1 protein-coding gene is annotated in these 428 nt (G+C 77.3%); it reads right to left on the bottom strand.

From position 1 onward, the window contains the following. A partial coding sequence (locus GL263_RS27845; protein WP_182858474.1) for a helix-turn-helix domain-containing protein occupies positions 1-428 on the bottom strand: 428 nt, incomplete at both ends.

The raw sequence follows: 428 nt of genomic DNA on the forward strand, positions 1-428 counted from the left end.
GGTCCTCGCCGGTGAAGTCGCCGTGGACGAGGTAGCCGAGGGCTCCGAGGCGCAGGGCGCGTTGCAGGACCTCGTTGTCCTCGCGGCGGGTCAGCAGCAGGGTGGGGACGAGGTGGAGGAGGTCGGTGAGGTCCTGGTCGGAGCCGGTGGCCGCCGTGTGGGTGTCCAGGAGGGCGACGTCCGGTCGGCGGTGCAGGGCCGTCTCGTGGGCGTGGCGGGTGTCGGCGGCCTCGAGGACCCTCAGGGTGCCGGGGACCCCGGGGGCACCGGGGGCGTGGAGGCCGGCGGCGCGCTCAGCGGTGAGGGCGGTGTGCAGGGCGGCGCGGCTGACGGGGTTGTCGTCGACGAGCAGCACGTGGCAGGCGTCGGTGCCGCGCGGGGCCGGGCCGGACGCGGTGTCGGTGGTCCGGGGGCGCTCCCGCGTGGGG

Origin of the sequence: Streptomyces durbertensis (assembly GCF_014156695.1) — a bacterium.
GTDB lineage: Bacteria > Actinomycetota > Actinomycetes > Streptomycetales > Streptomycetaceae > Streptomyces > Streptomyces durbertensis.